Annotated in this window: 24 protein-coding genes; 5 read left to right on the forward strand and 19 right to left on the reverse strand. The window is 63.6% G+C overall.

Features of this window, described 5'->3' with window-relative positions:
- Nucleotide 1: 1 nt before the first annotated feature.
- The 4 genes from yjfF to ytfQ form a co-directional block, all read right to left on the reverse strand.
- Nucleotides 2-979 carry a galactofuranose ABC transporter, permease protein YjfF gene (gene yjfF, locus ELX51_RS06375; protein ID WP_127752736.1) on the reverse strand — a complete coding sequence of 326 codons (978 nt, stop codon included), beginning with the start codon at nucleotides 977-979 and terminating at the stop codon, nucleotides 2-4.
- Nucleotides 976-1,980 (reverse strand): ABC transporter permease, encoded by a 1,005-nt coding sequence (locus tag ELX51_RS06380; protein WP_127752737.1) that lies wholly within the window; start codon nucleotides 1,978-1,980, stop codon nucleotides 976-978. Before ELX51_RS06380 ends, yjfF begins: the two co-directional genes overlap by 4 nt.
- Nucleotides 1,977-3,494, reverse strand: coding sequence for a sugar ABC transporter ATP-binding protein (locus ELX51_RS06385; protein WP_127752738.1), 1,518 nt, complete (start codon nucleotides 3,492-3,494; stop codon nucleotides 1,977-1,979). Before ELX51_RS06385 ends, ELX51_RS06380 begins: the two co-directional genes overlap by 4 nt.
- Nucleotides 3,495-3,613: 119 nt before the next feature.
- Entirely contained in the window at nucleotides 3,614-4,585 is a 972-nt protein-coding gene (gene ytfQ / locus ELX51_RS06390) for a galactofuranose ABC transporter, galactofuranose-binding protein YtfQ (protein ID WP_127752739.1), read from the reverse strand.
- Between the two features lie 279 nt (nucleotides 4,586-4,864).
- On the opposite strand from ytfQ, the gene ELX51_RS06395 reads away from it, so the two are divergent.
- A complete protein-coding gene (locus tag ELX51_RS06395) occupies nucleotides 4,865-5,221 on the forward strand; it encodes a hypothetical protein (RefSeq protein ID WP_127752740.1) in 357 nt (118 codons plus the stop codon).
- A 23-nt stretch (nucleotides 5,222-5,244) separates the two neighbouring features.
- Here ELX51_RS06395 and ELX51_RS06400 read toward each other — a convergent pair whose 3' ends face one another.
- Nucleotides 5,245-5,925 (reverse strand): hypothetical protein, encoded by a 681-nt coding sequence (locus tag ELX51_RS06400; RefSeq protein WP_127752741.1) that lies wholly within the window; start codon nucleotides 5,923-5,925, stop codon nucleotides 5,245-5,247.
- Between the two features lie 319 nt (nucleotides 5,926-6,244).
- Between ELX51_RS06400 and ELX51_RS06405 the strand changes: the two genes are divergently transcribed.
- Nucleotides 6,245-8,158 carry a glucose/sorbosone family PQQ-dependent dehydrogenase gene (locus ELX51_RS06405; RefSeq protein WP_248305266.1) on the forward strand — a complete coding sequence of 638 codons (1,914 nt, stop codon included), beginning with the start codon at nucleotides 6,245-6,247 and terminating at the stop codon, nucleotides 8,156-8,158.
- Nucleotides 8,159-8,211: 53 nt separating this feature from the next.
- Here the strand turns inward: ELX51_RS06405 and ELX51_RS06410 are convergent, their stop codons facing one another.
- The 8 genes from ELX51_RS06410 to ELX51_RS06445 all read right to left on the reverse strand — a co-directional run bounded on the left by ELX51_RS06410 (nucleotide 8,212) and on the right by ELX51_RS06445 (nucleotide 14,456).
- Nucleotides 8,212-8,604 carry an ester cyclase gene (locus ELX51_RS06410; RefSeq protein ID WP_127752742.1) on the reverse strand — a complete coding sequence of 131 codons (393 nt, stop codon included), beginning with the start codon at nucleotides 8,602-8,604 and terminating at the stop codon, nucleotides 8,212-8,214.
- 13 nt (nucleotides 8,605-8,617) lie between these two features.
- Nucleotides 8,618-9,085 (reverse strand): GFA family protein, encoded by a 468-nt coding sequence (locus ELX51_RS06415; RefSeq protein ID WP_127752743.1) that lies wholly within the window; start codon nucleotides 9,083-9,085, stop codon nucleotides 8,618-8,620.
- A gap of 52 nt (nucleotides 9,086-9,137) precedes the next feature.
- Nucleotides 9,138-9,338 carry a hypothetical protein gene (locus ELX51_RS06420; RefSeq protein ID WP_127752744.1) on the reverse strand — a complete coding sequence of 67 codons (201 nt, stop codon included), beginning with the start codon at nucleotides 9,336-9,338 and terminating at the stop codon, nucleotides 9,138-9,140.
- Nucleotides 9,339-9,437: 99 nt separating this feature from the next.
- Nucleotides 9,438-9,692, reverse strand: a complete 255-nt coding sequence (locus ELX51_RS06425) for a helix-turn-helix transcriptional regulator (protein ID WP_164854780.1) — start codon at nucleotides 9,690-9,692, stop codon at nucleotides 9,438-9,440.
- Between the two features lie 67 nt (nucleotides 9,693-9,759).
- Nucleotides 9,760-10,749 (reverse strand): ABC transporter permease, encoded by a 990-nt coding sequence (locus ELX51_RS06430; RefSeq protein WP_127752746.1) that lies wholly within the window; start codon nucleotides 10,747-10,749, stop codon nucleotides 9,760-9,762.
- Nucleotides 10,750-10,756: 7 nt separating this feature from the next.
- Entirely contained in the window at nucleotides 10,757-11,743 is a 987-nt protein-coding gene (locus ELX51_RS06435) for an ABC transporter permease (protein WP_127752747.1), read from the reverse strand.
- Nucleotides 11,740-13,284 (reverse strand): sugar ABC transporter ATP-binding protein, encoded by a 1,545-nt coding sequence (locus ELX51_RS06440; RefSeq protein WP_127752748.1) that lies wholly within the window; start codon nucleotides 13,282-13,284, stop codon nucleotides 11,740-11,742. The genes ELX51_RS06435 and ELX51_RS06440 overlap by 4 nt, the downstream gene beginning before the upstream one ends.
- A 56-nt stretch (nucleotides 13,285-13,340) precedes the next feature.
- Entirely contained in the window at nucleotides 13,341-14,456 is a 1,116-nt protein-coding gene (locus tag ELX51_RS06445; RefSeq protein ID WP_248305324.1) for a sugar ABC transporter substrate-binding protein, read from the reverse strand.
- Between the two features lie 268 nt (nucleotides 14,457-14,724).
- On the opposite strand from ELX51_RS06445, the gene ELX51_RS06450 reads away from it, so the two are divergent.
- The 3 genes from ELX51_RS06450 (at nucleotide 14,725) to ELX51_RS20280 (ending at nucleotide 17,106) form a co-directional block, all read left to right on the forward strand.
- A complete protein-coding gene (locus ELX51_RS06450) occupies nucleotides 14,725-15,372 on the forward strand; it encodes a DUF2161 family putative PD-(D/E)XK-type phosphodiesterase (RefSeq protein WP_127752750.1) in 648 nt (215 codons plus the stop codon).
- A 151-nt stretch (nucleotides 15,373-15,523) separates the two neighbouring features.
- Nucleotides 15,524-16,126: an SH3 domain-containing protein gene (locus ELX51_RS06455; RefSeq protein WP_127752751.1), complete on the forward strand. Its 603-nt coding sequence runs from the start codon at nucleotides 15,524-15,526 to the stop codon at nucleotides 16,124-16,126.
- A gap of 524 nt (nucleotides 16,127-16,650) precedes the next feature.
- A complete protein-coding gene (locus ELX51_RS20280) occupies nucleotides 16,651-17,106 on the forward strand; it encodes a hypothetical protein (protein ID WP_248305267.1) in 456 nt (151 codons plus the stop codon).
- A gap of 11 nt (nucleotides 17,107-17,117) precedes the next feature.
- On the opposite strand, the gene ELX51_RS06470 is transcribed toward ELX51_RS20280, so the two are convergent.
- The 6 genes from ELX51_RS06470 to ELX51_RS06495 all read right to left on the reverse strand — a co-directional run bounded on the left by ELX51_RS06470 (nucleotide 17,118) and on the right by ELX51_RS06495 (nucleotide 23,417).
- Nucleotides 17,118-18,743: an MFS transporter gene (locus ELX51_RS06470; protein ID WP_127752753.1), complete on the reverse strand. Its 1,626-nt coding sequence runs from the start codon at nucleotides 18,741-18,743 to the stop codon at nucleotides 17,118-17,120.
- A 143-nt stretch (nucleotides 18,744-18,886) separates the two neighbouring features.
- Nucleotides 18,887-19,576 (reverse strand): alpha/beta hydrolase-fold protein, encoded by a 690-nt coding sequence (locus ELX51_RS06475; RefSeq protein WP_127752754.1) that lies wholly within the window; start codon nucleotides 19,574-19,576, stop codon nucleotides 18,887-18,889.
- 117 nt (nucleotides 19,577-19,693) lie between these two features.
- A complete protein-coding gene (locus ELX51_RS06480; RefSeq protein WP_127752755.1) occupies nucleotides 19,694-20,464 on the reverse strand; it encodes an ABC transporter ATP-binding protein in 771 nt (256 codons plus the stop codon).
- The gene (locus ELX51_RS06485) at nucleotides 20,461-21,228 is read right to left on the reverse strand and encodes an ABC transporter ATP-binding protein (protein WP_127752756.1); all 768 of its coding nucleotides are present in this window, start codon (nucleotides 21,226-21,228) and stop codon (nucleotides 20,461-20,463) included. The genes ELX51_RS06480 and ELX51_RS06485 overlap by 4 nt, the downstream gene beginning before the upstream one ends.
- A 10-nt stretch (nucleotides 21,229-21,238) precedes the next feature.
- Nucleotides 21,239-22,387 (reverse strand): branched-chain amino acid ABC transporter permease, encoded by a 1,149-nt coding sequence (locus ELX51_RS06490; RefSeq protein ID WP_127752757.1) that lies wholly within the window; start codon nucleotides 22,385-22,387, stop codon nucleotides 21,239-21,241.
- A gap of 1 nt (nucleotide 22,388) precedes the next feature.
- A complete protein-coding gene (locus ELX51_RS06495; RefSeq protein ID WP_127755194.1) occupies nucleotides 22,389-23,417 on the reverse strand; it encodes a branched-chain amino acid ABC transporter permease in 1,029 nt (342 codons plus the stop codon).
- Nucleotides 23,418-23,420 lie beyond the last annotated feature (3 nt).

Below are 23,420 nucleotides of genomic sequence, written 5' to 3' on the forward strand. Positions count from 1 at the left end.
CTCAGGCCTTCTCGGGTACCTTTTCCCCCGGACCGGAGGCCGCGAAGATCAGCCGCTGCAGCACGATGAACAGGAACAACAGCACCCCGATGACGATCTTGGTCCACCAGCTCGAAAGCGTGCCATCAAAGATGATGTAGGTTTGCACGAGTCCCAGCAGCATCACGCCCACAAGGGTTCCGACCACAAAGCCATAGCCACCCGTCAACAGCGTGCCCCCGATCACCACCGCGCTGATGGCGTCAAGTTCGACGCCAACCGCCGCCAGCGGATAACCCGCGGAGGTGTAGATGGAAAACACGATCCCCGCCAGCCCGGCCATGGTGCTCGAGAGGATATAGATCAGCACCGTCGTGCGCGCCATCGGCACCCCCATCAGCGCCGCCGAAGTCGCATTGCCGCCAATGGCATAGACATAGGAGCCGAACTTGGTGCGATGCGCGAGCACCGCGCCCAAGGCGAAGATCCCGAGCATTAGGAGGCCGATAAAGCTCAGCCGCCCGCCACCGGGCAAGCGGATGATGAGGCTTGTGAGCCAATCCACAAACGGGTGGTCGATCCCCACTGAATCCTGGGTGATCACCGAAGCGCCACCACGGGCGAGGAACATGCCCGCGAGCGTGACGATGAACGAGGGCACCTGGAGGAAATGGATCGCGAGCCCCATTGTGGCGCCGAACGCCGCCGCTACGGCCAGCGCAATGGCAAAAGCCAGCACTGGATGCAGCCCCATCCAGGTAATCAGCACGGCAACAAGCACGCCGGTAAACCCGATCACCGCGCCCACCGAGAGATCGATGCCACCCGAGATGATCACAAAGGTCATGCCCACCGCGGCGATGCCGAGAAAGGCATTATCGGTAAGGAAATTGCCCAGGACGCGCGTGGAGAACATCCCGGGGAACTGGAGCACGGCCAGCCCATAGGCAACGAGGAAAATGACGAGGGTGGCGAGAAGCGGCCGGAGACTGCGATTCATGAGGTCTTGACCTTGGGCACGGCCACCAGCTTGCGCGGCATGACCCGGCCGGCGAGCGGCGATTGCACCAGCAGGATCAGGAAGATCATGCCAGCCTTGACGATGAGGTTGAACTCGGGCCGGAACCCGGAGACGAGAATGCCGGTGTTCATGGCCTGGATGATGAGCGCCCCCACCACCGCCATCGGCACCGAAAAGCGCCCGCCCAGCAGCGACGTGCCCCCGATCACGACGGCCAGGATGGCGTCGAGTTCGAGCCACAGCCCGGCATTATTGGCGTCGGCACCGCGAATATCTCCAGTGACGATCAGCCCGGCGATCGCGGCGCATAGTCCCGAGAGGGCATAAACAAAGAACAGCAGCATGCGGCTGCGAATACCCGAGAGGCTCGCTGCGGCGCGATTGACCCCGACAGCCTCGATGAAGAGCCCGAGCGCGGTGCGTCGCACCAGCAGCGTCACCCCCACCATCAGCACCAGCGCAATCACTGCCGCCATGGGGAAGCCGAGAAACGAGCCGGTGCCGATAAAGACCAGCAGGGGATTGTTGAAGGTGACGATCGAGCCTTCGGTGATCAGCTGGGCAATCCCGCGCCCCGCCACCATCAGCACCAGCGTGGCAATGATCGGCTGGATGTTGAACACTGCCACCAGCAGCCCGTTCCACAAACCGCAGGCGAGCCCGAGCCCCAGCGCCGCCGCCACGGCAATGGGCGCCGGATAGCCTGCCACGACGAGGCTCGCCGCCGCCGCGCCCGCGACGGCCATGATGGCGCCCACCGACAGGTCCACACCCTTGGTGGCGATCACACCCGCCATGCCGATGGCGAGAATGGCAACTGGCGCCCCGCGATTGAGCACGTCGATCAGGCTGCCAAAGAACCGCCCGTCCTGCCAGGTGATGCGAAAGAAGTTGGGAAATAGCAGCCAGTTGATCAGCAGCACCCCGACAAGGGCGAGAAGCTGCGGATTGGCGAGGCGGTTGAGCGACTGGCGGATCATGCCTCCTCTCCTTCCTTGTGGTTGGCGATGGCCTGCACGATCACGGCCGGGCTCATTTGCTCGCCATGCAATTCGGCCACGAGTTCACGGTCGCGCATGACGACGATGCGCGAGGAATAAGCGACCACTTCGTCGAGCTCGGACGAGATCACCACTAGTGCCATGCCATCGTCGCGCAATCGGTTGATGGTGCGCACGATCTCGGCATGGGCGCCCACATCGATGCCGCGGGTCGGCTCATCCAGGATCAGGAAGGCCGGATCGGTCGCGAGCCAGCGCGCGAGGATCGCCTTTTGCTGATTGCCGCCCGACAAGAGCTTGATGGGCATGTCGAGGGAAGCCGCGCGGATATCGAGTGATTCCCCGAACTTGCCGGCAATCTCGAGCTGTTCATCCCGGCTGAGCGCGGTGAACCACCCGAGCTTGCCCTGCAGCGCAATGACGATGTTTTCGCGCACCGACAGATCGCCGAAAATGCCCTCGATCTTGCGATCTTCGGGCAGGAAGCCAAATCCGTGATTGATCGCATCCGTTGGGCGATTGATGACGAGCTGCACGCCTTCCATCGACACGCTGCCTTCGTCGGCCGCGTCGGCCCCGAACATGATGCGCGCCATTTCCGTGCGACCTGACCCCAGCAGGCCCGCGACCCCGATCACCTCGCCTTTGCGGATGGTCAGGTCGAAGGGATGAACGCTGCGCTTGCGGCCATAGCCCTTGAACTCCAGCAGCACCTCGCCGCGCGCCCCATCGGCCTCAAGGCTGGTGGCACCGGAAAAGGCGATATCCTTGCCAAGCATCAGGCGTACCACTTCGCTGCGATTGAGCGTATCGATGTCGCGCGTGCCCACGAGCTTGCCGTTGCGCAGCACGGTGACGCGATCGGCGATGGCAAACACCTGCTCGAGGAAATGGGTGATGAACACCACCGCCATGCCTTGGGCCTTGAGCCCGTTGATGACCTCGAACAGCCGCTCCACTTCATTGCGGTCGAGGCTCGCGGTGGGTTCGTCGAGGATCAGCACCTTGCCCGAAAGCTCGACGGCCCGGGCAATGGCAACGATCTGCTGCACCGCCACCGAATGGGTACCCAGCTCGCTGCCCGGGTCGAGCGCCAGGCCATAGCGCGCCAGCACCACGCGTGCTTCGCGCTCCATGCGGCGCCGGTCCACCAGGCCCCATCGCGTCGGCTGGTGCCCCAGGAACAGGTTCTCGGCGACCGAGCGATTGGGCAGGAGATTGACCTCCTGATACACCGTGCCGATGCCATGGGTCTGAGCGTGCTGCGGATTGGCCAGCACAATTGGCCGCCCTTCCGCGAGGATCCGCCCCCCATCGGGCTGATAGGCCCCGGTCAGGATTTTAATCAGCGTGGATTTGCCGGCGCCATTTTCACCCAGAAGCGCATGCACTTCGCCCGCGCGCAGGCTGAAATCGACCTGGTCGAGTGCCAGGTGATTGCCGAAAATCTTGGTGATGCCGCGCGCTTCAAGCGCATAAGGGCCGTCTGACAAAACCGCCTCCTGGTTCAGCCGACCCGCTTTGATGACCCGGTCGGCAGCTCGCCGGCCCTGGTCATGGGTCTGACTTGCACCCCGGCGCGGAGCCGGGATGCAATTGCGATGCGATCAGGTCAGTAACCGAGATCCTTGCGGCGCTCGTATTCGCCCTCGGGATCGTTCTCGGCCGTATAAAGCTTGGACTCGGTGATGATGAACTTCTCGGGCTCGGTGCCGTCAGCCCAGTAAGCGCCCAGGGCGTCAAAGGCGGGACCAGCCATGTTTGGCGTCAACTCAACGGTGGCATTGGCTTCGCCGGCCGCAATGGCCTGGAAGATGTCGGGCACGGCGTCAATTGAGACGACCTTGATGTCGGTGCCCGGCTTGAGGCCGGCATCCTTGATCGCCTGGATGGCGCCAACCGCCATGTCGTCGTTATGGGCGTAAACCGCGCAGATATCGGCGCCATTATTGGACGACTTGAGGAAGGCTTCCATCACTTCCTTGCCCTTGGCGCGGGTGAAATCGCCCGTCTGGCTCTGGCCGATCGTGATGTTGTCGTGGCCAGCAATGGCTTCTTCAAAGCCCTTCTTGCGGTTAATGGCTGGCGTGGAGCCAACGGTGCCCTGCAGCTCAACGACATTGCAGTCCTCGTCGCCGACATTGTCGACCAGCCACTGGCCGGCCACACGGCCTTCTTCCACCTGGTCGGAGGCGACGGAAGTTAGGTACAGATCCTCAGGGGCATCGACGCCGCGATCGAGCAGCACGACCGGGATCTCGGCTTCCTTGGCTTCGGACAGCACGTCGTCCCAGCCGGTCGCCACCACTGGCGCGACGAGGATCGCGTCAACGCCCTGGGCGATAAAGCCGCGAATGGCCTTGATCTGGTTTTCCTGCTTTTGCTGGGCATCGGCGAATTTGAGATCGACGCCGCGCGCTTCGGCTTCCTGCCGGGTCACAGCGGTTTCAGCCGCGCGCCAGCCCGATTCCGAGCCGATCTGGGAAAAGCCGATGACCTTGCCGGAAACATCCTGCGCCAGGGTAGCGGAAGACAAGGCAGTAGCGAGGCCTGCCGCGAGGGCAAGCTTGGTAATGATGTTCACTGGTAACCTCCCATGTGCCAGTCGCGGCGTATTCACCTGCGACGGTGGGGAATCCCTACTAAAAGTACTATTATATGTAAAGTGGGTTGAGCGACTGCTGCCGCAGCAGACCCAAGTAACTGGTGCGGGCTATACTTCCGGGGCAGAGAGCAGGGGTGAGCCCTCACTTCACCTGGGTGCGGTCACACCAGTTTTTCTCCCGGACATGATCTTTCCCCAAAGCACCGGCAAAGGAGCATGGACGAGAGACTCGCCAAACCGCCCGCCAAAGGAAAACCCATGAAGCTGCTCCCCTTCGCGGCCATTGTGCTGACCATGATCATGCCCGCCCAAGGGCAGGAGCAATCGGCTTCCTGGGTTGAGCAGAAATGCGGGGCTTACCAGGCAGCCTGGACGGATGCCGTCGCCGCTGCCGACGAGACCCAGGTCAACTATGCCTTCATTGCCGCCAACGAGAACTTCATCGCCGGTGGCTGCACCGAACCGGTGGAGGCCTGCCCGCGCTCGCGGGTGGAACTGGACATCGCCAATGCGCTCACGCTGGCAATGATGAATGCCGGGGCGGCAAGCACCTTCCTGCCCTTCCGCTGCCCGGTTGAACCGACGGACAATGGCTGGTCCGGCCCAGGCCTCTAACGTCGGGCCGTCGCCTCCTTAGGTTACGCAGCCTTCCGCGCCGTCCAAACCATGTGACGCGCCCCACGCCCACCAGAGCGAGCTCGCACCCGGTTCTCCTCGACACTGGCAAAGCCCGAGCCCTCGAGGCGGCGCGTGAACTCCGCGCTGGGATGGGCTGACCACACAGCCAGGACCCCGCCCGGACGCAGTGCCGCCCGCGCCGCCGCCAGTCCCGCCCGGCTATAAAGCGCATCATTGCCTTCCCGGCTGACCCCGTCAGGGCCATTGTCGACATCGAGCAGCACCGCGTCATACGCGTTCTTGCCCGCGCCGATCAGCCGCCGCACATCGGCCTCGACCACGCTCACCCTGGGGTCGGCGAGGCAATCGCCGAACACCGGCCCCAGCGGCCCATGCGCCCAGGCAATCACCTGCGGCACGATCTCGCCGACTGTGATCCGCGCATCGGCATTGAGCAGCGTGAGCGCGGCGCGCAGGGTAAATCCCATTCCGAGCCCGCCGATCAGGATATGGGCCCTGGGGCGCGCCTTGATCGGGTCGCAGGCAAGCCGCGCCAGTTCTTCTTCCGAGCCGCTGAGCCGGCTATTCATCAGCTCATTGGTGCCTAGCATGATGGAATATTCGTCCCCGCGCTGCATCAGCCGCAGCCGCGTGTCACCACCCGGTACGCTGGCGGAATCAAGCTCGATCCAAGGCTTCATCGGCGGCCCGTCCTGGCTGGTGCAAACGGCAACGCTGCCGCGGCAGGTAGCCCGGACAGACCTGTCCGGGCACGGCGACAACCAAGGCGGTGTCATAGGAGCCGTACCCCGCAAGATCAAGCAGGGCCGTTTTAAGCTCACTCGCCAAGCTTCGCGAAGTCCAATGCCATCAGTGGCTTGACTGCTAGACCGGATTCTCTTGCAGAACTTACTATGAACGTTGCCGGCCATTGTCCGCTCTTCTTGCAACCAGCCGGTTGCCATGCGGCGCCTTAGCGGCCAAAATGCCGCAGCGTCAGTTCGTTCAGGAGGAATATCAATGAATTCAAGCGCCAAGACCAGCATGGGTCGCCTATCCACCCAAAGCCTGCTCGCTGGAGTAGCACTGGCCGGCCTGCTCGCCATGCCCATGCTTGCCTCGGCGCAAGAAACGCCCGTCGAGATCCCCAAGGGTCAGAACGAGCTGTTTTCCTCTCGCGTTGTGTCCACGGCCCTCAGCAATCCATGGGCCATGCGCTGGGGTCCCGACGACCAGATTTGGGTCACCGAGCGCACCAGTGGAGAAGTTACTCGCGTTGATCCCGAGACCGGCAACCAGCAGGTGCTGCTGACCCTTGATGACGTCTACACCGGCGTGCAGCACGAGGGCCTTCTGGGCCTGGCGCTTCATCCTGAACTGCTTCAGGGCACCGGCAACGACTATGTGTATCTGAGCTACACCGTCAACAACGGCACGGCCGAGGAGCCCGATCCTTCCGCCCGGATCGTGCGCTACACCTATGACGAGGCCACGATGCAACTGAGCGACCCCACGGTCCTCATCGAAGGGCTGCCGGCCTGGAACGACCACAATGCCGGCCGCGTCGTCATCGGGCCGGACATGAAGCTGTATTATTCCATCGGCGAGCAGGGCGCCAATTTCGGCCGCAACTTCCGCCGCCCCAACCTCGCTCAGGCCCTCCCCACCGCCGAGGAAGTCAGCGGCGAGGATTGGCACACCTATTCCGGCAAGATCCTGCGCATGGAACTCGACGGCGCCATCCCCGAGGACAACCCGGAGATCGAGGGCGTGCGCAGCCATATCTACAGCTATGGGCACCGCAATCCGCAGGGCATCGCTTTCGGGCCCGATGGCACGCTCTACGAAGCCGAACACGGCCCCTCGAGCGACGACGAGCTCAACATCATCCAGCCCGGCGGCAATTATGGCTGGCCCAATGTCGCCGGCTTCAAGGATGACATGGCCTATTCCTATATCAACTGGAGTGAGGCCCCGCCCGACATCGAACGCATCGTTACTCCAGTGCCCGACACCGTCCCGCAAACCGCGGAAACCGAGTTCGAGGGCGAGATGGTGGATCCGCTGGCCACCTACTTCACCGTCGACAGTGATTTCCCCTTTGGCGAGCAGTGCGGCTTCATCTGCAACCCCACCATCGCCCCCGCATCGGTGCTGTTCTACGAAGCCGGCGAGAACGGCATCGCCGAGTGGGACAACTCCATCCTGATGCCGACCCTCAAGCATGGCGTGCTCTACGTGCAGCACATGAGCGAAGACGGCAAATCGGTCGATGGCCTGCCCGAAGCCTGGCTCGGCAGTCAGAACCGCTATCGTGACGTGATCATCGCCCCCAATGGCCGCGATGTCTTCATCGCCACCGACGCCTTTGGCTCCGTCGTCCAGCTGTATGGCGATGAGCTGACCACGAGCGTGCTGCACAATCCTGGCGCGATCCTGAAGTTCACCTATGGTGGCGAGGAAGGCAGCGTGATCGGCACCGCCGGCGAGGCGCCAACCGACGCGCCTGCGTCCGAAGCCGTGCCGCCTGCCGGTGGCCCCGAGGAATGGGAGAACCCGGCCAATCAGGGGACCGAAACGGCACCCGCCGAAGGCGCGGCTCCCGACAATGCTGCCGCCGCACCGGCCGCCGGGGCAGGGGAGGCCGATCTTGCTTCCCTCGTCAGTGCCGGCCAGCCTAAATTCGTCTCCACCTGCTCGGCCTGCCATGGCGTCAACGGTCAGGGTGGCGCCGGCGCGGTGCTTGCCGGCAACCAGAACCTGGCCGATGCCGGCCATGTCGCCTCAACCGTGATCCATGGCTTGGGCTATATGCCACCCTTTGGTGATGAGCTCAGCGACGAGGACATCGCCCAGATCGGCAGCTATATCCGCAATTCCTGGGGCAACGACTTCGGGCCGCTGACCATCGATGAGGTGGCCGCCAAGCGCTAGTCGAGCTGCAACCGTGACGCAAAAGGCGGGAGCAATCCCGCCTTTTCTTTTGCTCAACTCGGCAACGCCGCCTCGACCGCCGACTTGTCCAGCACCGACGAGACCGTTTTGATCTGCCCATCCTCGAATCGGTAAAACACGTGCTCCGCGAATTGCACCCGCCGCCCATTTACCGGCCGCCCGAGAAAGCTCCCGCGTGGCGTGCAGTCGAACCACAAGCGCGCCGCCACATTGGCCCCCTCGCAGACCAGCAGGTCGATTTGGAACCGCAGATCCGGGATCTGCCGAAAATCCTCCTCCAGCATCGCGCGATAACCCGCCAGCCCGAACGCCCGCCCGTTATGGCTGACTTCCGCATGCACGAACGTGCCGAGCCGCTCCCAGTCCTGGGCATTGAGGCAGTCGACATAGCGCCGATAGATCGCCCCCAGATCGTCACCCGCCATCGCCCCCTCCCAGCTAAACCGCGCCCGCAGCCTCAACGCTGCTCTGGGCCTGCGCAATCGCCGCGCCGAATTCAGCCGGCGTCGGCGACTCGGGAAAAGCCGGAACGCCCTCGGGCAGCATCACCCAGGCTTGCTTGCGGCTGGTCCACAGATGCGCGACCGGCGCAATCGCCTGCCGCTCGTTCAAGGTGCCGGCGCGCAGGAACACCATGCCCGGGAGCACATCATTGCGGTTAAACAGGCGCGTATGACACTCGCGGCAGAACAGTTCTTCGGAAACCATGCCCTCGATCTTGCGCCGATAGGCCTCAAGTTCGCCCTCGCATTCGAAGCTGGCGGCCCGAACCATGGCGTGTTCGGCAAAGGCACTGCCGCTGCGCAACTGGCAATCGAGGCAGTGGCACGCATAAACATGCACCGGCTCGTCCGCCGCGATCCTGTAGGTCACGGCCCCGCATTCGCAGCTTCCGGTTTTCGGCATCTATTCTGGTCGTCCTGTCAATCTACGGCGCCCGCTAACGGGCGAGCGCTCTTTAGCCCTGGAGAATGGCTAACAACAGCCGCAGCACCTGCCCGAACCCCACCAGCATCAGTGCCAGCGCCAGGTCGGTGAGCAGGGTGTGAAAGCGCGTCACATCAGGCACATCCCGCGCCGAAAAGGCGCGCAGCAGCGCCAACAGCGCCAGCACGCCCGCCGCGAAAAAGAAGGTATAGATCAGGATCTGCGTGAACATGCGGCGGTCTCCTCCAGGGTGGCCTGTTTTCGCACGCTCCGCCGCCGAGCACAACGACCAGCCCCGCAGGCGCTCAGGCGCCGCTCACGCAACTTCGCCTCAGGTCGGGTGCGCTTCGGGCTCTTCGCTGCCGTCCTCGATCTCGCTTTCAAAGGCGTCCAGCGCATCGGCCACTTTCATCGCCACAGTCGGGTTCGCATCGCTTTCCGACTTGGCCTGCTCATAGCTGGTCAATTCCTGCGGCGAGATCCCCGCGCGGGCGGCGAGGTCATCAAGGGTGATGCCGAGGCGTTCGCGCCGGTCGCGGTCGGCAACGGGCGAGTGGTCGGTAAGGGGAATTCGCATCGCGGCCATGATCGTCTCCAGAGATGAAAAGCTGGACCTCAACGTGGCAGGCGCGCAAGCGTTTCCCCTCGTTCCCTCACGCCTTGAGCTTGGGCGAGCGGCCATACAGCAGCAGCATGGCCACGATCACGACGCCATAGATGATCTGCCGGCCATATTCGGCCATCTGCATCACTGACAAAATTGATTGCAGCAGCGTGATCAGGATCACCCCCGCCACCGTGCCCAGATAGTTGCCGCGCCCGCCCAGAATCGAGGTGCCGCCCAGCACCACGGCGGCGATGGCCGGCAGCAAATAGGCATCGCCCATCGATTGCGCCGCCTTGCCGCCATATCCCGCCAGCATCACGCCCCCGAGCGCCGCGAGCCCGCCCGACAGTGCGAACGCCACCATCACCACCCGCTGGGTGGGGATACCCGAAAGGTAAGCCGCGCTTTCCTTGTTGCCGATGGCATAAACCGACCGGCCAAAAGTCGTGCGCTGCAGCAGGAACACCGCCAGCGCTCCAGTGATAGCCCAGCCGATCACCGCATTGGGAATGCCCAGGATCGGATCGCCCGTTGCAATGAAGCGCATCGCGGCTGAAGCAGAGTCGCGCGGCGACGAGCCCCCGGAATAGGCCACCATCAGCCCTTGCGCGACCGCGTTGACCGCAAGGGTGATGATCATGGACGGGATGCGCAGATAGGCAACGCCCACCCCGTTGATCAGCCCCAGCAACACTCCGCACAGCACCCCAAATGGAATGGCAAAGAACTCGCCCATCGGCCCATAGGCGGCGGCCGCCGAAGCCATCATCGCCCCCACCGTCACCGTCCAGGGCACCGACAGATCGATCTGGCCCAAGAGGATCACCAGCATCATGCCGGTGGCAATGATGCCCAGGAACGCCCCCACCTTGAGTTGCTGCAGCAGATACTCGGGCGACAGGAAATTGGGGGAATAGAGGCTCCCCACCACCAGCAGTACGATGATGCAGCCGAATGCCGTCAGCACCGGCAGATCGAGGCTTTGCCGCAGCGTGCTCCACCGGTCGGCTGGAGCGGAATGCGCCTGAATGCTCATCGCTGCCTCACGTAAACAGGTCGAGCCGGTTGCGAACCTGGAACAGTCGGGCCGAACCGAGCGACACCGCCAGCAGCAGCACAATGCCCTGGAACAGCGGTTGGTAAAGCGGATCAAGATCGAACACGAATAACAGATCGCCGATGGCGCGGAAGGCGAGGGCGCCAAAGATCGCCCCGATCGCCGAGCCGCGCCCGCCAAACAGCGACACCCCGCCCAGCACTACCGCGGCAATGGCATAGAGCGTGTAGGTGTTGCCGTTGGATAGGGAGGCTTCGCCCGAATAGGTGAAGAAAGTCAGGAAGATCCCGCCGATCGCTGCGAGGAGGCCCGAGAGCACATAGGCGAGGAACTTGGCCCGCCGGATCGGCATGCCCGACATGTAGGCGGCCATTTCGGCTGATCCGACCGCATAGGCGGCGCGCCCCAGCACCGAGCGCTGGAATGGCACCCAGATCACCAGCACGACCCCGAGCAGCACGACGAGACTCGTGGGCACAACGCCGAACAAGCGCCCGGTGAGCGCGTCGGCCAAGCCGGAGTTAAAATTGGGATCGGAGCCAGGAAAGGGGCGCAGGATCAAGGCAATGCCGAAATAGACCGCCCCCGTGGCGATAGTCGCGACGATGGGCTGCAAGCGCCCGAAGATCACGATCAAGCCGTTGATCGCTCCGCAAGCCAGGCCCACCAGCAGGGTAGCACAAACCCCCAAGCCCGTTTCCCAGCTTGTACCACCGAGGAGATACGAGGCGACGCAATTGGCGAGAATGAAGATCATTCCTACCGAGAGGTCGATCCCAGCGGTCAGCACCACAAAGGTCTGCGCCATCGCGACGAAGGCCAGCAAAACGCCCTTGTTGGCCGCAGTCTGCACCACATTGGCGGTAAAGCCTGCAGGGTGGTTGGCGACATAGAGCGTGAACATCGCCACAAAGATCAGCAACGCCAGGAGCGTGCCGCGCTGGGCCGCGAAATGAAAGCGCCAGTCCCTCATGCTTGCGCCGGCGCGCCGGCCTCCCTCGTCATTTCCACGTTGAGGGCGCTGCCGATCAGCGCGCGCTCGGTGATCTCCTCGCCCACCAATTCGCGCTTGATCGCGCCGTCATACATCACCAACACCCGGTCGCAGCAGCCGATCAGCTCGTCGTAATCGGTGGAGTAGAGAATGATCGCCGCGCCCCCATCCGCCAGCTGGCGCAACAGCTGGTAGATTTCCTGCTTGGTGCCCACATCGATGCCGCGGGTGGGATCATTGAGGAGGATGATGCGCGGCTGCCCCATCAGCCATTTGGCAATCACCACCTTTTGCTGGTTGCCGCCCGAAAGCGCCGCCACCGGCACCTCGGTACTCGCCGTCTTGATGGCCAAGAGCTTGATCATCTCGTCGGCCGCTCGCCGTTCGGCCGCCTTGTCGATGATGCCGGCATGGGAAATGCGGCTCATGCTGGCCAGGCTCAAATTCTCCATCACCGACATGGGCAGCATCAGCCCCTCGGTTTTGCGATCCTCGGGGATCAGCGCCATGCCGACCAGCGGCGCCTTGGCGGCGCGCGGCCCGGTGAGCTTTCGCGCTTGCCCATCGATCAGGATCTCGCCCCCGGTGCCGCGCAACACCCCGAAGAGGGCGAGCAGCAATTCGCGCTGCCCCTGGCCGTCGAGGCCCCCGAGCCCGAGGACCTCGCCGGGCCGCACCCCAAAGGAGATGTTGTTGAGCCGGTCGGTCCAGGTCAGGTTGCGCACAGCCAGTACGGGCTTGACCGAAGCGGGCAGGGGCGCCGGCTTGGGCGGAAACACATTGGAATATTCCCGCCCGATCATCATCTCGATGACTTCGCCATCGCTGCGCGTGCCCGCCGCAAAACTGGCGACCTTGCTGCCATTGCGGAACACGGTGCAGGTATCGGCGAGTTCGGCGATCTCATGCATGCGGTGCGAGATATAGAGCAGCCCCAGCCCTTCGCTGCGCAACCGTTTGAGCACGCCAAACACCTTGGCGACGTCAGCCGCGGTCAGCGCCGATGTGGCCTCGTCCAAGATCAGCAGCCGCGGCTTGCGCGCCAGCGCCTTGGCGATCTCCACCAATTGCCGGCGCGACAGCGGCAAATCCTTGATCAGCGCCAGGGGATGAATGTCCTCGGCGCCCGCCCGCGCCAGGGCCGCTTCGGCGAGCCGCCGCTGCTCGCGCCGGTTGATGAGGCCAAACCGCGTCGGCGGGTTGGCGGCAATGATGTTGTCGGCCACCGAAAGCTCGGGGATCAGCGAGAGTTCCTGGAAGATGCAGACGATCCCCGCCGCATTCGCCGCCCCCGGATCGGGAAAGCTCACCGGCTTGCCGTCGAGGAACATTTGCCCTTCGTCAGGCGCCACCACCCCCGACATGATCTTGATCAGCGTCGATTTACCCGCGCCATTCTCGCCCAGAATGGCGTGCACGTGCCCGGCCTCGACCACGAGGTCGGCCTTCTCCATCGCCCGCACGCCACCATAGCGTTTGGATATCCCTTCCATGCGAAAGAGCGGAGCGGTGTTGTCCATGTCACCCCCAAGCCATCGACCAGGAGCGGGAGCCCGAAGGCCCCCGCGCCAGGCACTTACTGATTGCCTTCGGTCTGGCTCATGATTTCCTGGGCGCTGAAATTGATGCCGCAGGTGGGGAAGGAGTTGCCGACAAAGAAGTTGTCGGATTCGGCGGTGTAGAAATTGGTGCCATCGACAAAGTTGGGATCTTCGGTGATGTCGAGCGGCAGGTTGATCGCCTGCGGGATCACCTTGCCATCGAGCGCATCGATGGCGGTCTTGATCGCCACGGCGACCTGCGCGGGGCCCGAGCCCGCCGAAGAGCATTTGAGGCCATCGGCCGAATACTGCGCGCAGAACTTGCGGAACCCGTTCTCGGTTTCCCCGCCAAAGGGCACCATGGGGTGCTTGGCATCGAGCATGGCCTGGACCACCCCGGTGTCGCCGCCCTGGGCGGTGATGCCATCAAACTGGCCATGCACGGCAAAGGCGTCGGCCGCGGCTTTCTGCGCCACCCCATCGTCCCACTTGCCAACCACTTCGACCACTTCAAACGTCTTGCCCGAATTGGCGAACACTTCATGGATGCCGTTATGGCGATCGGTATCCACCGAAGTGCCGGCTACCCCGCGTACTTCCAGGATCTTGCCGCCCTCGGGCAGGTGCTGCACCAGCCAATTGCCCCAGAGTTCGCCGAGGCCCTTCTGGTCAACATTGACGTTGATGGCATCCTTGGTGTCGAGCGTATTGTCGAACGCCACGAGGATCACCCCGGCATCCCTGGCGCGCTTGATCACCGGTGCAAAAGCCTGCGGGTTCTGCGCGTTGACAACCACGGCGTCGTAGCCGGAATCGATGAAGTTGTTGATGGCCGAAATCTGCGCCGCCACGTCCTCGCCGGTGGAAACGACCTTGAATTCCTCCAGCCGCTCGGCGACTTCGGGCTGCGCCGCATAAGCCTTGGCCGTCTGGATCATCTGGATGCGCCAGGTATTGGCGACATAGCCATTGGCCAGCGCGATGCGATAGGGCCCGGTTTTGGCGGGAAACTGGAAGAACTGGGTGTCTTCCGTGGTGGGTACATAGCATTGCGCGTCGTCGGCCGGGCCTTCGACGATCTCGGGCTGCGCGGCAGTCAGCCCGGTCGAAAGCAGCAAGACGCCGATAGCCACCGAAGTGGTGCGTAGCATGTTCATTGTCTCCTCCCAGAGAACTTTGGCTTGCGCAAAGGTCGGGGTATCGGCGGCCGGGTTGTTGTGCACTGGTTTGCCAGCATCCACCCGTTTCCGCTCGCCCCGGAGGCTTGCGCAGAATCATGCTAACATGCCGTTTTGGGGCCTGCGAGCCCCCGTGAGCGACATTTGCAACACGAGCCGCCCCCGCGTCATTCGCCCTCATCCGGCCCGGCGCGACGGGCTGCCGCGCTGTCCATGTCCCCGGCAAATCAACAGCGGTGCCATGGCCGAAAGCGACCTTTACCTTCCCCTCAAGAGCTTCATGGAACAGCAGGGCTTCACCGTCAAAGGCGAGGTCAATGGCTGCGACCTCTTGGGTGTGCGCGAAGGCGAGCCGCCCGTTCTGGTAGTCTGCGAACTCAAGCTCAGCTTCAATCTCGAACTCGTCCTTCAAGGCGTGGATCGCGCCCCCGCCTGCGACGAAGTCTGGCTCGCCGCGCGCCTATCCAAGGCGGGCAGGGGGCGCGAAGCCGATGCGCGCTATCGCAATCTCTGCCGTCGCTTGGGTTTTGGCCTGCTCGGCGTGTCGGCATCCGGCGCGGTGGAGGTGCTGGTGGCCCCCTTTGCCGCCACCCCGCGCCGCAACCCCAAGCGGCGCTCGCGCCTCCTTGACGAGCATCGCCGTCGCATTGGCGATCCCAACAAGGGTGGCGGCAACCGCCAGCCCATCATGACCGCCTACCGGCAGGATTGCATCGCCTGTGCCCGCGCTCTCCTCGATGGCCCCCAATCGCCCAAGCAGCTCCGCACAATCGTCGATCGCGCTCCCATCATCTTGCGCCGCAATGTCTATGGCTGGTTCGTGCGTGAAAGCCGGGGTGTCTATGGCCTGACCGAGCTTGGTCGCTCATCTGTTTCACCGGCCGACTAGGGGCGACGCCCGAACCACATTCGTCAAGTTTGCCTGCCGCGCAGCGAGGGAACAAGCCGGGCCGTGCGCCGTTCATCCGCCGTTCACCTCATTAGGCGCTTTGTGCGCTCAGGGCGGAATCGCCCCCCAAACTTAAAAGGACATCGCGGCAATGAAATCAAAATTGCTAAGGGCTGCCTTGAGCAGCATCATGCTGGTAGGCATGGCCGGAGCCGCACTTGCCGCGCCCGCTATTGCCACCGCCAACGTCAATGTTCGTTCCGGTCCCGGGACCGATTACTACGCTGTCGATACCCTGCGCCGTGGTGATCGCGTTGATGTCGAAGGCTGTCGCGCCGGCTGGTGCTATATCGAGACCCGCCGCACCGAGGGTTGGGTTTCCTGGCGCTACCTGGCCGAACGCAACCGTCCTTCGCGTCCTGCCACCGTGTTCCAGTTCGATTTTGGTGCGCCCCCACGTTGGGAAGCCCCGCGCCATCGACCAGGCCGTGACTGGGACGGTCCGCGCCGCCCTGATCGTGACTGGGACGGCCGTGGTCCTGGCCGCGGTGACGGCCGTGGTGACGGGCGCGGCGATGGCCCGGGTCGCGGTGATGGCCGTGGCGACGGTCCGGGGCGTGGCGACGGCCGCGGTGATGGCGCAGGCCGTGGCGATGGTCCAGACCGCGGCAATGCCGGTCCTGATCGTCCGCGCGATGACGGCGCCAAGTGCACTTTGGGCATGCCCAACTGGCCCAATTGCGACCGTAGCTAATAAGCAAAACAGCCGCGCCCCACTCGGTGGCGCGGCTTTTTCGTGCCTCTTGCACATAGCAGGTGATCCGCTGCTAACCTGCTGATTTACAGCGTATTTTCCGTTCATTCTTATCAACCATCGGTGACGGAACAGGCTTCACGCCGCCGCCATTTATGCTGGTGTCGACCTCACGAGGCGCCGCTTGCGCCAAGGGCGCAGAGCGCTCGTAACCAAAGAGGACACTCCGGCAATGAAATCGAAATCGCTACCCGCCGCCTTAGGCGGCTTGATGCTCTTCGGCATGGCCGGAGCTGCACTTGCCGCGCCCGCCGTGGCGACAACAAACGTCAATGTTCGAACCGGACCTGGGACCAACTACGCGCCAGTCGCCGTCCTGCGGCAAGGGGATCGCGTCGAGGTCGATGGCTGCCGCCGCGGCTGGTGCTACGTCGAAACCCGGCGCACCGAAGGCTGGGTTTCCGGCCGTTATCTGGCCGAACTGCGGCGCCCAAGGGTGCCCGCGACCGTGTTCAGCTTCAATTTTGGCCCGCCGGATTGGAATCCTCCCCGGCCGCCGCCACGTCCTCCTGGCCCTCCTCCGGGACCGCCTCCCGGTCCTGGACCCGGACCTGGACCCGGACCTGGACCTGGACCTGGACCTGGACCTGGACCTGGACCCGGCCCTGGACCTGGCCCTGGACCTGGACCTGGACCTGGACCTGGACCCGGCCCTGGACCTGGCCCTGGACCTGGACCTGGACCCGGACCCGGACCCGGACCTGGCCCCGGACCCGGACCTGGCCCCGGACCCGGACCTGGACCGGGGCCCGGACCCGGACCTGGCTCGGACGGTGGCCCACCACCACCCCCGCCGAACTCCGGTTCAGGCTCCGGAGGCAATGGGGGACCGCCCCTGCCACCGCCGCGCATCGACTAAGAACTCTTTCACAAAATCGTACAGGAGCCGCGCCCGCTCAGGACGCGGCTTTCTTGCATAAGCCTCGGAAACTCAGATCTGGGGGCCCGGCCGCGTCGGCATGTCGTCGGTCAGCGGCACGGTTTGCCGTTCGATCAGCCGATGCACCAGTGGTGGGTTCTCCCCACGATGCAGGGCGCGCAGTTTCTCGAGATTGTCGGCATCGGCCTTGGTGCGGCGCATATTGTGGCGCACATAATCGATCCAGGTCGGCACATGGTAGGTTTCGGTCCAGATCTCAGGCTTTTCGAGGTCCCGCAACAGCGCCCACTGTCGGGCCCCATCGCGCCGGCGAATGCGGCGGCGCTCATTCATCAGCGCGAGGAACTCTTCCACGTCTTCCTGGGCGATTTGGTAGTCGACCATCACCATCACTGGCCCGCTGCGGGGGCGTAATTCCAGTCGGAGCACCGGCTCGTTGAACTTGTTGAGCGGCGTCAGATCGCGCGAGCTGAACTGGGGCAGGGGCAAGACGAACCCGATCAGCGCGCAGCCGAGCAGGGCGAGGGCCGCGCTGGCCAGCGACCAGTCCGGACCCCACAGATCGGCAACGCTCCCCCACAGCCAGCTTCCCGCCGCCATGCCGCCAAAGGTTGCGGTCTGGTAGAGCGACAACGCCCGCCCCACCACCCAGCGGGGTGTCGAGAGCTGGATCGAGACATTGAACAGCGACAGTGCTAGCACCCAGCTCGCGCCCGCCGGCAGCAGCGCCAGGTGGCTGAGCACTGGTTGCCGGCTGAACCCCAGCCCCGCGCAGCTCAGCGCAAATACCACGCAGGCGATCCGCACAATGGTTTCATTGCTGTAGCGCTCGCGGATTGCGCCGTTCAGAAACGCGCCGCCAATCGCCCCCAGCCCGAAAAAGCCGAGCAGGCTGCCATAAACAAAGGCGCCACCCCCCACATATTCATTGGCCACCGAAGGCAGCAGCGCCAGCACCGAAATAGCCGCCAGCCCGAACAGCAACCCACGAAAGAGGACTATGGTCAGGTTGGGAGATAGCGACACATAACGAATGCCCGCCCACATCGCGCTGCCAAAGCGCTCGCGCGGCAGCTTGGTGTTGAGCGGCGGTGATTTCCAGCGCCCCAGCGCCACGATCAGCGGCAGATATGAGACGGCATTGAGCGCAAACGCCGCCGCTGCCCCGGCAATGGCCACGATCAGCCCGCCAATCGCCGGTCCAACGCTGCGCATCATGTTGAAGCCGACGCTGTTGAGCGTCACCGCGCCCGGCAGGTCCGAGCGCGGCACGATATCGCCCATTGAGGCCTGCCAGGACGGATTGAACAGCGCCGTGCCGCAGCCGATCAGGAAGGTGAATGTCAGCAGCAGCCAGGGATTGAGCAAGCCAAGATAGCCCATCACCGCCAGCGCAACCGACACCAGCGCCATGCCGCATTGGGCAATGATCATCACCGTGCGCCGGTCGAAATTGTCCGCCAAGGCACCCGCCGCCAGCGAAAAGATCATGATGGGCAGGGTGGTCGAGGCCTGCACCAGCGCTACCATATTGTGGGAGTCGGTGAGCGTGGTCATCATCCAGCCGGCGCCAACCGACTGCACCAGCCCGCCAAGATTGGAGGCGAGCGTTGCCAGCCAAAGCAAACGGAAGGTCTCGTGCCGGAAGGGAGCAAGCACGGACGCTCGTTCAGACATACCAGTTCCTTTTCATGCGCCTGGTGATGGAACACCACCGCGGCCAACAGGTTGCGGGCCCAACTTGCCTGCAACATTGCTTCAATCGGCAGTCTCAGCGCCTCGAGTCGCTGCTCGATCCGCTGCTGCCGCACCCAACCTCATCAAGGGGTCAGGAACAAGTCCAATGCCGCCTTTACCGCACTGCTAGGCACGATATGCCCGCCCGTAAACTCGTCATACCGAACCTCATAGCCGCCCGCTTCGAGGGCGGGCACAATGCGACGACTGCAGCGGTCGACCGGCAGCACATTGTCCTGGCGCCCATGGGAGATAAAGATGCGCGGCTTGCCCTCCTCACGGCTGGGAGCGAGAAAACCCGGCGAGAACGCGAGGACTGACCCGAACAACTGCCCATTGCTGAGCCCAAGGCTCAAGGCATAAGAGGCACCGTCGGAAAAACCCGCCACGGCAACACGCTCGGGATCCACCGCGAAAGTGCTGAACACCGTTGCCAACGCCTCGTCGATCTGCCGGACATCTGGTCCGTACTGATGCGCGATCACATCCCAAGTCGGGGCGCGCGATTGCGGCGCCAGGATCAGGAATTTGAGCGCTTCGGCATGCTCCTGCAGCACCGACAAGATGTCCGAAGCGGTGCCACCGGCACCATGCAGCAGCACGACGAGCGGGACTGGTGTCTGCGGCAAGTTCCTGGGTACAAACAGCACCGGCTGCCGCTCGCCTTCACCCAAAGGCCAGACGCGGCCCGCATGGGGCGGATGGGATTGGCGCTGGCGATAGGGCTGGGCGCTAAGAACCCCCGCGCGCCAGAGTTCCTGAGCTGTGGGCATGGCAAAACTCCTTGCCCCTCCAACTTCGATGCGCCACCGCGGTTCCCCGGTGTAATCCTCGGCAGGCTCAAACAGCACTCGCGAGCGATAGAGTCCTGCCGGCGCGCCTTATAGTGCCTAAATCGCGAGATATTCCTGGCGCAGCTCGGCATTGTCGAGCACTTCGGCCGCCGTACCGCTGAACACCGTTTCCCCCGTATCAAGGATCACCGCCCGGTCCGCCAGGTTCAGCGCCGCAATCGCATTCTGCTCGACAATGATCGTCGTGATCCCCAGCGGCTTGATTGAATGCAGGATCCGTTCGATCTCCTGCACGATCACCGGAGCCAAGCCTTCATAAGGCTCATCGAGCAGCAGCAGTTTTAGGTCACGCGCCAGCGCCCGGGCGATCGCCAGCATCTGCTGCTCGCCGCCCGATAGCGTCACGCCCTCCTGCTTGCGTCGCTCCGCCAGGCGCGGAAAGCTCTGGTAGATTTGCTCGAGGCTCCACCCATTGCCCGGCGCCACCTTGGCGAGCGTGATGTTCTCCTCCACCGTCAGCCCCGAAATGATGCGCCGGTCCTCGGGCACGAGCTGGATGCCCGCGCGCGCCGCCTGAAACGCCCGCATCTGGTGGATGGGCTGGCTATCGAGCCAAATCTCGCCTTGCCGCAATTGCGGATTGTCAGTCCGAGCAATCGTGCGCAGGGTCGAGGTTTTGCCCGCCCCATTGCGCCCCAGCAACGCCAGGATCTCGCCCTTGCGAACATCCAGCGACACGCCCTGGACGATATAGCTTTCGCCATAATAGGCGTGCAGGTCGCGCACGGAAAAGAATGGCCGGGTGGTTTCCACCGCCGCGGCCTGGGCAACGCGCGTCTTTTGTCCCTCGAGCGTGATCGTGCTCATGCGTGCGCTCCCCCCAGATAGGCTTCCTGCACTTTAGGATTGCCGCGCACCTGGTCGGGCGTGCCATCGGCGATGATGCGACCTTGCGCCAGCACCGAAATCTTGTCGGCCAACGAAAACACCACATGCATGTCGTGCTCGATAATCACCTTGGTCATGCCCCGCGCCTTGATCTTTTGCAGCAGCTCGATCGTGGTATTGGTATCGTGCCGGCTCATGCCCGCGGTCGGCTCATCGAGCAGCAACAGCCGCGGATGCTGGATCAGGCACATTGCCAGTTCCATCCGCCGCTTGTCGCCGCGGCTGAGGCTCCCGGCCGTCATTTCCCGCCGGCTATGCATGCCGACATCCTCCAGCATGTGCTCGGCCTCGTCGCGGATGGCCGTTTCGCTGTCGAGCGAGCGCATGATGTTGAGCTTGAACGCACCATCGCGCTTGGCCAGCGCCGGGATCATCACATTATGCAACACGCTCAGATCGGCGAAGATCTCGGGCGTCTGGAACACCCGGGCAATGCCGAGCTGGTTGATCTGATAGGGCTTGCGCCCCGTCAGCACCGCACCATCGAACACCACTTGGCCGCTCGAAGGTGCGAGCTTGCCGATGATCACATTGAGCAGGGTCGATTTGCCCGCGCCATTGGGCCCGATAATGGCGTGGGTCTGGCCTTCTTCGACCTGCAGGTCGATATCAGCGAGGGCATGCAGGCCGCCAAAATGCTTGTGCACATCGGCGACGTGGAGAACGACATTGGGTGTGGTCATGGCGGCGTCCTCATTCAGCCGGTTGCGCTTGCCGGAGGGGCTTGCCCGGCACGGTGGGCGAGGGACGTGAGCGGTTGAACAACCCAGCGATCCGGCGCACCCCTTCCATGATCCCGCCGGGCAGGAACACGACGATCAGCACGAAAACGAGCCCCAGGGTCAGGAACCAGCCTTCCCCGACGAACTTGCTGGTGACCGTCACGAACCCGTCTGCAACCCCGTCAGGCAGGAAACCAAAGAAGCGGCGCAGCACCGAGTCATTAATCGCCGAAAAGATGTTCTCGAAATATTTTATCAGCCAGGCCCCGATCACTGGACCGACAAGCGTGCCCGCGCCACCCAGGATGGTCATCAGCACCACTTCGCCCGAGGCCGTCCACTGCATGCGCTCGGCGCCCGCCAGCGGATCGGTCACTGCCAGCAAAGCCCCTGCGAGCCCCGCATACATGCCCGAGATCACAAAGGCCGCCAGGGTATAGGGCTTGGTGTTGAAGCCGGTATAGTTCATCCGCGTCTGGTTGGACTTGATCCCCTTGAGCATCATCCCGAAGGGCGAGCCGGTAATGCGCTGGGCAAGGAAGAACGCCAGGATCAAGAAGCCCGCGCAGAAGTAGAAACCGGCAAACCCACCCAGCGACTGGCCCAGCAGCGTCGGCACCGGCTGGCCAACACTGCTCTGCCCGATCGCAGCATCAAGATGGCGGGGATCGCCCAGCGTCAGCTGCAGCCCGGTTTCACCATTGGTAATCGGGGTTAGCACGGAATAAGCGAGGTTATAGCTCATCTGCGCAAAAGCGAGCGTCAGGATGGAAAAGTAGATGCCCGAGCGCCGCAGGCTCACATAGCCGATCAGCAGCGCAAACACGCCCGAGACCACGATGGCAAACACCAGCGCTGGGATAGCATCGAGGCTCAGCAGCTTGAACGACCACACCGCCGCATAGGAGCCGACGCCGAAAAACGCGGCATGCCCGAAGCTGAGATAGCCCGTCAGCCCGAAGAGGATGTTGAACCCCACCGCGAAGATGGCAAAGATCATGAAGCGTTGCAGCAGGTCGGGATAAGCGGCGCCAAAGGGCTGCATCCAGATCGGCATCAGCAGCACGGCCGCCGAAAAGCCCAGAAACAGCAGCAGGTCGTTGCGGGACATGGCGCGCATCTCAACCCTCCATCACGCCACGGCGGCCAAACAGCCCGCGCGGCAAAACCAACAGGATCACGACGGCAACCAGGTAGATGATGATCTGGTCGATGCCCGGAATGAGCGCCTTGACCTGTGTCATCGAGGCAAAGGATTGCAAAATCCCGAGCAGGAACCCCGCGGCCACCGCGCCGGGCAGGGAGCCCATGCCACCCACGACCACGACCACAAAGCTGAGCACGAGGAAGTCCATGCCGATATGGTAGTTGGGCGGCAGCAGCGGCGTGTACATCACTCCCGCCAGCCCCGCGACCACCGCGGCGAGGCCGAACATGATGGTGAAGCGCCGGTCAATATCGATCCCCAGCAGCCCCACGGTTTCGCGGTCCGCCATCCCGGCACGCACCACCATCCCGAAAGTGGTGAACTGCAGGAAAGCAAACACGCCGCCGATGATCGCCGCCGAAAACAGGAAATAGATCAGCCGCCAGATCGGATAGGTGATCACATTGGCCTGCATGCCCAGCCACGCCCCGATATCGGCAGCTCCGCGCAGATCGGTGGGCATCGGCTGGGGAATGGGGTTGGGGCCGAAAAACGCCTTGATTAATTCCTGCGCCACGATAGCGAGCCCAAAAGTCACAAGGATCTGCTCGGCATGCGGGCGTTTATAGAAGTGCTTGATGATGCCGCGCTCGAGCGCCACCCCGATCACCAGCATGATGGGGATGGTGACGATGATCGACACCGGCACTGAATAGTTCACCAGCACCGCGCCCCAATCGCCGAACCAGGCCTGCACCAGCGGCTCGCGCACTTCGAGCGGCGTGCCCCAGGGCGAGAGCTTGGTGGGGTCGACCGTCACCGTTTCGAGCGTCAGGAACTGCCGGAACAGCACGGCACAAAAGGCCCCCAGCATGAACAGCGCGCCATGGGCGAAGTTGACCACCCCCAGCGTGCCGAACACCAGGGTGAGCCCCAGCGCGATCAGCGCGTAAGCGGCGCCCTTGTCGAGCCCGTTGAGGAACTGCAGGAAAATCACGTCGATCAT

Origin of the sequence: Devosia sp. 1566, assembly GCF_004005995.1 — a bacterium.
Lineage (GTDB): Bacteria > Pseudomonadota > Alphaproteobacteria > Rhizobiales > Devosiaceae > Devosia.

Coding starts and splice junctions, on each gene's coding strand:
- yjfF (WP_127752736.1), bottom strand. CDS start 979: ATGAATCGCAGTCTCCGGCCGCTTCTCGCCACCCTCGTCATTTTCCTC.
- ELX51_RS06380 (WP_127752737.1), bottom strand. CDS start 1,980: ATGATCCGCCAGTCGCTCAACCGCCTCGCCAATCCGCAGCTTCTCGCC.
- ELX51_RS06395 (WP_127752740.1), top strand. CDS start 4,865: ATGAAGCTGCTCCCCTTCGCGGCCATTGTGCTGACCATGATCATGCCC.
- ELX51_RS06400 (WP_127752741.1), bottom strand. CDS start 5,925: ATGAAGCCTTGGATCGAGCTTGATTCCGCCAGCGTACCGGGTGGTGAC.
- ELX51_RS06405 (WP_248305266.1), top strand. CDS start 6,245: ATGAATTCAAGCGCCAAGACCAGCATGGGTCGCCTATCCACCCAAAGC.
- ELX51_RS06410 (WP_127752742.1), bottom strand. CDS start 8,604: ATGGCGGGTGACGATCTGGGGGCGATCTATCGGCGCTATGTCGACTGC.
- ELX51_RS06415 (WP_127752743.1), bottom strand. CDS start 9,085: ATGCCGAAAACCGGAAGCTGCGAATGCGGGGCCGTGACCTACAGGATC.
- ELX51_RS06420 (WP_127752744.1), bottom strand. CDS start 9,338: ATGTTCACGCAGATCCTGATCTATACCTTCTTTTTCGCGGCGGGCGTG.
- ELX51_RS06425 (WP_164854780.1), bottom strand. CDS start 9,692: ATGGCCGCGATGCGAATTCCCCTTACCGACCACTCGCCCGTTGCCGAC.
- ELX51_RS06430 (WP_127752746.1), bottom strand. CDS start 10,749: ATGAGCATTCAGGCGCATTCCGCTCCAGCCGACCGGTGGAGCACGCTG.
- ELX51_RS06435 (WP_127752747.1), bottom strand. CDS start 11,743: ATGAGGGACTGGCGCTTTCATTTCGCGGCCCAGCGCGGCACGCTCCTG.
- ELX51_RS06440 (WP_127752748.1), bottom strand. CDS start 13,284: ATGGACAACACCGCTCCGCTCTTTCGCATGGAAGGGATATCCAAACGC.
- ELX51_RS06445 (WP_248305324.1), bottom strand. CDS start 14,456: ATGCTACGCACCACTTCGGTGGCTATCGGCGTCTTGCTGCTTTCGACC.
- ELX51_RS06450 (WP_127752750.1), top strand. CDS start 14,725: ATGGCCGAAAGCGACCTTTACCTTCCCCTCAAGAGCTTCATGGAACAG.
- ELX51_RS06455 (WP_127752751.1), top strand. CDS start 15,524: ATGAAATCAAAATTGCTAAGGGCTGCCTTGAGCAGCATCATGCTGGTA.
- ELX51_RS06470 (WP_127752753.1), bottom strand. CDS start 18,743: ATGTCTGAACGAGCGTCCGTGCTTGCTCCCTTCCGGCACGAGACCTTC.
- ELX51_RS06475 (WP_127752754.1), bottom strand. CDS start 19,576: ATGCCCACAGCTCAGGAACTCTGGCGCGCGGGGGTTCTTAGCGCCCAG.
- ELX51_RS06480 (WP_127752755.1), bottom strand. CDS start 20,464: ATGAGCACGATCACGCTCGAGGGACAAAAGACGCGCGTTGCCCAGGCC.
- ELX51_RS06485 (WP_127752756.1), bottom strand. CDS start 21,228: ATGACCACACCCAATGTCGTTCTCCACGTCGCCGATGTGCACAAGCAT.
- ELX51_RS06490 (WP_127752757.1), bottom strand. CDS start 22,387: ATGCGCGCCATGTCCCGCAACGACCTGCTGCTGTTTCTGGGCTTTTCG.